General features: G+C 38.2%; 5 protein-coding genes. 1 reads left to right on the top strand and 4 read right to left on the bottom strand.

The features are described 5' to 3' along the window. Window positions 1-141: 141 nt before the first annotated feature. The 4 genes from ACP6PM_RS16740 to ACP6PM_RS16725 form a co-directional block, all read right to left on the bottom strand. Window positions 142-345 (bottom strand): phycobilisome linker polypeptide, encoded by a 204-nt coding sequence (locus ACP6PM_RS16740; protein WP_426586536.1) that lies wholly within the window; start codon window positions 343-345, stop codon window positions 142-144. 407 nt (window positions 346-752) lie between these two features. Beyond that, window positions 753-1,238, bottom strand: coding sequence for an allophycocyanin subunit beta (apcB, locus tag ACP6PM_RS16735; protein WP_293094667.1), 486 nt, complete (start codon window positions 1,236-1,238; stop codon window positions 753-755). A 172-nt stretch (window positions 1,239-1,410) separates the two neighbouring features. Next, window positions 1,411-1,896 carry a globin family protein gene (locus ACP6PM_RS16730; protein ID WP_426586534.1) on the bottom strand — a complete coding sequence of 162 codons (486 nt, stop codon included), beginning with the start codon at window positions 1,894-1,896 and terminating at the stop codon, window positions 1,411-1,413. Window positions 1,897-2,647: 751 nt separating this feature from the next. After that, window positions 2,648-3,661 (bottom strand): phosphoribulokinase, encoded by a 1,014-nt coding sequence (locus ACP6PM_RS16725; protein WP_426586542.1) that lies wholly within the window; start codon window positions 3,659-3,661, stop codon window positions 2,648-2,650. Window positions 3,662-5,231: 1,570 nt separating this feature from the next. On the opposite strand from ACP6PM_RS16725, the gene petH reads away from it, so the two are divergent. Beyond that, complete coding sequence (petH, locus tag ACP6PM_RS16720) at window positions 5,232-6,428, top strand: ferredoxin--NADP reductase (RefSeq protein ID WP_426586532.1); 1,197 nt, start codon at window positions 5,232-5,234, stop codon at window positions 6,426-6,428. Window positions 6,429-6,613 lie beyond the last annotated feature (185 nt).

Here is a 6,613-nt window from a genome sequence, read left to right as displayed (position 1 = left end):
GAATTATTTTTCTCCTCATTCTATTATACACAAACGATGCTACCGGACATGATATCATACATTTATTCAGCAACGCCTAAAATACAAACAAAAAAGAGGTCTTTTGACCTCTCTCTAGTTACTATTTCTTAAAATCGTAATTTAAAGTAACCCAGTATTTACCCCTTGTTTACCAGTAGCCAACTGTACCTTGACAATTTTACCACCCATTTTCATGATTCTTTGCTGTTCCCGGAACCAGCTATCATAAGGAACAAGCTTAGTAAAGTAGGTATTTTGTAATTCTCGTTGAGTACGAGTCCGACTTAGACTAGGAACACAAGCTGTAATCTTAAACTGTCTCATGTTACAAGTTTCTCCTAAATATTAATGAGGATTTTCTTGACATACTCCCGATATTGCGCTAGGCGACAACGTGAGATTCTTCAGCCTGGGAAACCCTGACTGCAATTTTAACAGAGGTGATGTCCTCCCCCTGTATTGATAACTATCCTACTACTTAAATCTAAATTATTTTAAATCTAAAATTATTTAATTATGCGATCGCTTCAGCTTCAAATCTCAAACCTAAAAATTCCCAAGGCAGGGAGCCATAGAATCAATACTAGTTCACTAAAACTTATAAATTAAATTAATTCAATAAGCCTTTGGTAATCTAACACTCACTCTAGGTTTCCCTAGCCTCGAAATACAACATCAGTCAAAACAAAAGAGAAAATATACTCTTTTTTGTCTTTTTACCGATTGCCAAATTAGCTCAAGCCAGAGCAGATGTAGTCGAAGTAAACACCCATTTCCTTACCAGCATCAGGACCTACTAAACCAGCAGTAACTTCCTTCATCGCTTGGATAGCTTGTACAGTAGCACCGATGGGTACACCCAAAGAATTGTAAGTTTCTTTCAGACCATTTAATACGCGCTCATCTAAAATGGAAGGATCGCCTGCGAGCATTGCGTAAGTAGCGTAACGGAGATAATAATCTAAGTCGCGGATGCAAGCAGCATAACGACGAGTGGTGTACATATTACCACCAGGACGAGTAATATCAGAGTAAAGTAGGGCCTTAGCTACAGCTTCTTTAACAATAGTTGCAGCATTAGCGCTGATAGCTGTTGCAGCTCGAACTCGTAGTTCACCTGTAGCAAAGTAACCCTTGAGCTTATCTAGAGCACCAGTATCAAGGTATTTACCTTGAACGTCAGAAGAATTGATAACGGCGGTAATTGCGTCTTGCATTGTTGATTGATTTCCTTAAAATTGCTGAATCTTCAAAAATTATTGGATAAGTAAAGGCTAGTAGAACTTTAGATTAATCGCCTGGATAAACTTGATACTTGAGTAAGCTCTCAAATATAGAAATTTTCCCGTCCGATCAAATTTTATCTAACGTCTAAAAATATATTTAGCCTTAACCCATAGCACCGATAACATAGTCAAAGTAAGTAGCAGCTTCGGCAGCATCGTCGCCACTTAAAAGGCCAGCAGCGACATTCTTCATGCAACGAACACCTTCAGCAACAGCTTCAATAGAAGTGCCCAAAGACTTATACATTTCTTGAACCCCTACAAGTCCGATCTCCTCAATAGGAGTAACATCACCAGCAACAATACCGTAAGAAATCAAACGTAAATAATAATCCAGATCGCGCAAGCAAGTCGCAGTCATCTCTTCACCGTAAGCATTACCACCGGGAGAAACAACATCAGGGCGCTTTTGGAAAAGTTGAGCACCAGCTTCTTTAATGATCCGCTCGCGAGATTCACTCATAATTTGAGCAATCCGAACACGCTTTTCTCCAGTGCTTACAAAAGTTTTGATTCGCTCTAATTCACCGGGACTCAGATAACGAGCCTCAGCATCTGCATTAACAATTGATTTAGTGACAATACTCATGCTTTATTCCAACACAGTTAAGGTAAAAGGTTGCTTGACATACTCCCAACATTGCCCATAGGGAAACAACGTGGAATTCTTCGACTCAATATATTTGAATCGCTATTTATACAGAGGTGATGTCCTCCCCCTGTGTTTTTCCAAAACGTTATGGCTTTCATCCCAAGATTCCTTTACAGGAGAAAATGGAACTTCCTGCCAAACTCTAAAAATGAGTTAGTTACTAAGAAGGAATAATACCCTCTGACATCACTACCTCTAGGAAGTATTTTGAGGCATTTTGTTCACTTTCTCATTATTTCCTTAATAGTTTGTAATATTTTGATAGGAATTACTGGTATTTCAGGCCAAAAGACTCCGAAAAGCTTCGCTAATGACAAATCATTAAAGACTATTGGCAAAAAAACCTTTTTATTTCATTTCCGAGGGCAGAGAAGAGGCCATTAGTATGTTCTGGATCTTGAAGGCCACTAACTATAGCGCTACGTGCAAGTTAGATATCTAACTTCTAACTTCTTAGTGCAGCTATATTTCCCAAACCCCGAATTCTCCATCAAAAAAACGCGGGGTAAAATTAACCACTCGCGTTTTTCTGTTTCCCTTCGCGACATGAAAAGCGGAGCTTTGCGGAACGCAAAACAGCCCGCTCATTTTCATCCCTGTTCTGTTGGCATTGCCTGCACTTAGGCATAGACAGAGGCATTAATCTCAACCTTGCTTTTAGGTCAATAGAAAATTTGCCGCTTAATATTTAAGAAACTGCTGCTGCTACCTTTGCATCAACAGCTTTATCAGTCAAACGCTCATAAGTTGCACGCATTTTTAGACCAACTAAAACTTGAAATAGTCCACTACCATTATTAGAACCTGGATAGTCTTGATGGTTCATCATCATATGGGTCATCTCACCATAGTATTTAGTGGAAGTATTGCTAAGGTGTCCTTCAACGTAGATCATTTCTTCCAGATTATCAAAGTTACCATCTACTTCCAAGATAGAAACTTCATGGCCGAAGTACCCATCTGGGCCATAGAACATCTTAATACCAGGATAAGAACAGGTGAGTTTCCGTCCACAAGGAATCCAGTTAATAGTAGATCCTTCATCAAATAGATAAACTGGCTCAAAATCTTTTACACCTTCACGTTGGATCAAACGCACCCGCAAGACTTTATGTTCCTTGTCATCAGGAATTAGTTTAGTGGGCAAAATTTGAATTACCACATCTGCATGAGCTTTTTGTGGGTCAATATAGGCATCAAAGTCAGGACGACGAGCATTGATAGAGGCTAGTACATCTTCGTAACGGTGGCCTCTTTCTGCCATATCGCGCTTGATTTTCCAAGCAATTTTAACTTCATCACTAATATCTAGATAAACACTAAAATCTAAAAGCTCTCTTACACGCTCATCATAGAGAGGATGAAGACCCTCAATCACCACAATATGATTGGGGTGAATTTTTTCTGGTGGGTCAATTTCGCCAGTTTCGTGGTTATAAATTGGCTTATCAATAGACTCACCACTCTTGAGGGCTTTAATTTGCTCGTACATGAGGTCAAAATTATTGGCCCTTGGATCGAGAGCAGTAATTCCTGTTTCCTTACGTTGCTTACGGTCTAGACTATGATAGTCGTCCAGGCAGATAACTGTAACGAAATCTTCTCCAAATACATCTGTAATTCGGCGCAAAAAAGTAGATTTTCCGCATCCAGAATCTCCGGCAACTCCAATTAAGATTACTTTATCTGGTTTTTTCACAATAGGTTCCCTCTAACACAAAACAAAGTTTAGTGACATATCCCATGGTTTCTTTGTGGGTTAGTCTAGGCTTCTTAGTAAGTCCAGGACAAATTCCTTAGTATTTCTGGAGTCGTTTTAAGTCTTGTCACCCTCAACCCAGACTATATCTATTTTGAAAATCAATTTCAGCAACTTTTTCCACCACATCCCCATGACGAGAGAGTTAAGGCTTCCTAGGGAAGTCAGCTAAATCAATAGATAAGTCCAATAAATTTGGTCTATATAAAACGACTTCACTGGAGAGGGTTGCTTTGCTACAGGGTAAAATGCTGAAACAACCTCCTATCTTTGGAGTCTTGGACAGACCTTGAAGCTATTGACTCTAAGTCTTTATTACTAACTTTTGTAAAATATCATATCAGAATGGGATCTTCCCTACAAGGATCAAAGAAAATAAAAGTTTCATCTAATATCTTCTGTAGAAATTCAGACAACAGACTCAAGGCAAATATTTTTCGCCATTCGCCATAAAGGCCAAATAAAGTCTTTTTTGATCAAAATTTAATCAAAAAATCAATTAGATAGATTAGGTAACAGGGCAAACACATCTAAATTCTGGAAACTTCTGCCGTTAATCTTTAGAGGAATAATGAGCATAAATACTTAGAAGTCTGATATCCTTGCCCTGTCAGAACTTCAAAATAAGATGCGTTTGCCCTAGGTTAGGTAAAGAGTTCGCCCTTGAAGTAGGAACAATGCTATTGGTATTCCCAAATCTTTGATCCATCAAGGGATAATTTCAGTTAGCCTCTTTTCCTGGGGAATGTTACGCAAACGGAGAAGTTGTATTTTCCAGAGAATCTATACGTAATTTTGACTTTAGACTTCCGGCTGAGATAATATCACTGACTTTTACTTCACAGTTAGCTAAAGAAACCATAAGAAATTAGTACCGCTCTGAACTTTAATATATACAATAGTCAAAATTGATTAACATCAAGAATACTAATGCCTAAGAGCTAAATGAAAGGGCGAAAAAAATATTTCTGTATTGGCCAATAGTCAAAATCATCTTCAAAAAACATTTAAATGTGAACAAAAGTGAATTTCTTGTGAGTGAAAAGTCTATATTTACTAAATAAAAAGAGAAATCAATAATGATAACTAAAATTGCAATTAGTGTAAAAAACAATACAGAATTATATGTTATCTCTGTTTATGGAAGCTCAAGCGACTACATCAGAGTGAAAAACCTGAATAATCGGTTTTACTCATTGCAGTGGTTATGCTTTCAGGAGGTTTCCTAATCAGATAATGAATTAGGAAATCAACAAGATGATATTAAGAAAACAAAATTTTTAGCATTAAATCTCTCAAATATATAGCACTAAGCATTATGGTTAGGACACTTATAAATTCTCAAACTCAGTCAGGGATAACTTTTGACTTTTGACTTTTAACTTTTAATTTGCGCGTAGCGCTATAGAGTTAAAAATTACTGGCCATTAAACCATAGCATCTTAAAAAACACTTAAATAGAAAGCCTCATTATCTCTTGGCAATATACTTTATCTAAATGGAGAAGTAAAGAATGAAAACTCAGATGGGATTCGGTGTAAAAACAAACACAGAATACGGTAGTCGTAGTTTTGTATATGAAGTAGAGGGTCTAGGTCAGAGTGAAACTACTGACAAGTTAAATAGCCCTATCCGTAAGAGTGGGACTGTTTATATTACAGTACCTTATGCTCGCATGAATCAAGAAATGCGAAGGATTACAAGGATGGGAGGAAAAATTGTCAGTATCAAAACTCTGAGTGAGCACTCTCAAACTAATGGTCAAACAACTAACACAGGAGAAAAAACTAAACCCATGACTCAAGCAAAACCTAAGTCAGATAAGAAGGATGTTCCTGTAAACACCTATCGTCCCAAAAATCCTTTCATCGGTAAATGTCTTTCAAGCACAGAAAAAGTTCGCGAGGGTGGCGAAGGTACTGTTCGTCACCTAGTATTTGACCTTTCTGGTAGCGAGCTGAAATATCTCGAAGGTCAAAGTATTGGTATTATTCCACCAGGAACAGATGCTAATGGTAAACCTCACAAGTTAAGGCTTTATTCCATTGCTTCAACTCGTCATGGTGATAATCTTGACGATCAAACTGTCTCTCTATGTGTACGCCGTCTAGAATATAATCACCCAGAAACAGGAGAGAGAATATATGGTGTATGTTCCTCTTACCTATGTGGCATGGAAGAAGGCGCTGATGTAGCTATTACTGGGCCAGTAGGTAAAGAAATGTTGCTACCTGATGATGAAGATGCAACTATTATTATGATCGCTACAGGTACAGGAATTGCTCCTTTCCGCGCTTTCATCTGGCGGATGTTTAAGGAAAGAGAACAAAATCCTGATTATCAGTTCAAAGGTTTAGCTTGGCTATTCTTTGGTTGTGCCTACACTCCAAATATTCTCTACAAAGAAGAGCTTGAAGAGCTGCAACGTCAGTTCCCTGATAATTTCCGCGTAACTTATGCTATTAGTCGGGAACAAAAGAATAAAGATGGCGGCAAAATGTATATTCAGCACAGAATTCAAGAAAATGCTGATGAATTGTGGCAACACATTCAAAAGCCAAATACTCACACCTACATCTGCGGTCTCAAGGGTATGGAAGGTGGCATTGATGAAGGAATGTCTGCTGTTACTGGTCAGTTTGATGTTGATTGGACTGAGTATCAGAAGCAGTTGAAGAAAGACCATCGCTGGCACGTTGAAACTTATTAATATGCTGGCGATCGGGAGTACCATTAATACTTTTGCATTCATCAAAAACCTAAAAAATGACGGGAAGAAGTTAGCCTGGGTGATTTATCCCCTGGTTGAATAACGGCACGCGGGTTTTAACTAGCTATCAGCTTTTTTAGCTTGGGTTAAAATCCACGGCAAATATTTCCCCGGATGGTTGAGGA

This window comes from Dapis brunnea BLCC-M229 (assembly GCF_050015995.1).
Lineage (GTDB): Bacteria > Cyanobacteriota > Cyanobacteriia > Cyanobacteriales > Microcoleaceae > Trichodesmium.
This window is presented reverse-complemented; position numbering and strand designations above follow the sequence as displayed.

What these genes read in the sequence shown, in the direction of transcription:
- apcB (WP_293094667.1), bottom strand. Translation starts at nt 1,238, where the DNA reads ATGCAAGACGCAATTACCGCCGTTATCAATTCTTCTGACGTTCAAGGT.
- petH (WP_426586532.1), top strand. Translation starts at nt 5,232, where the DNA reads ATGAAAACTCAGATGGGATTCGGTGTAAAAACAAACACAGAATACGGT.
- ACP6PM_RS16740 (WP_426586536.1), bottom strand. Translation starts at nt 345, where the DNA reads ATGAGACAGTTTAAGATTACAGCTTGTGTTCCTAGTCTAAGTCGGACT.
- ACP6PM_RS16730 (WP_426586534.1), bottom strand. Translation starts at nt 1,896, where the DNA reads ATGAGTATTGTCACTAAATCAATTGTTAATGCAGATGCTGAGGCTCGT.